We start from the raw sequence: 335 nt of genomic DNA on the forward strand, positions 1-335 counted from the left end.
CCCCCCTCCGCCCCCCCCCCGCCACCAGCTCTCCCCCCCCGGGCCGCGGCGACGGACCCCCGCCCCCTCGCCCCGCGGGTGGCGGGTGGGCCCGAGATAGTCCCCCGCGACCGACAGCGGCGCGTCCCCGCCGATCAGGTGCGTCGGTTTCACCAGCACCCGGGTGAGCGAATTGTGGATACCGCCGCGCCGGCCGTCGGTCTCCGACTTCGGCACGTTGATCAGGCGTTCCTGTGCGTGGTGCACGAACACCGTGCCCGGCGGCATCCGGTGCGTGACGACCGCGCGGGCGACGACGATGCCGTTGCGGTTGACCGCCTCCACCCAGTCGTTGT

General features: G+C 74.6%; 1 protein-coding gene. It reads right to left on the bottom strand.

The window, feature by feature from the left end; genetic code table 11:
• On the bottom strand, window positions 1–335 hold a 335-nt coding region (locus IJ15_RS25185; RefSeq protein ID WP_037136477.1), incomplete at both ends, for a molybdopterin dinucleotide binding domain-containing protein.

The sequence above is a fragment of the Prescottella defluvii genome (genome assembly GCF_000738775.1).
In the GTDB taxonomy this organism is placed as follows: domain Bacteria; phylum Actinomycetota; class Actinomycetes; order Mycobacteriales; family Mycobacteriaceae; genus Prescottella; species Prescottella defluvii.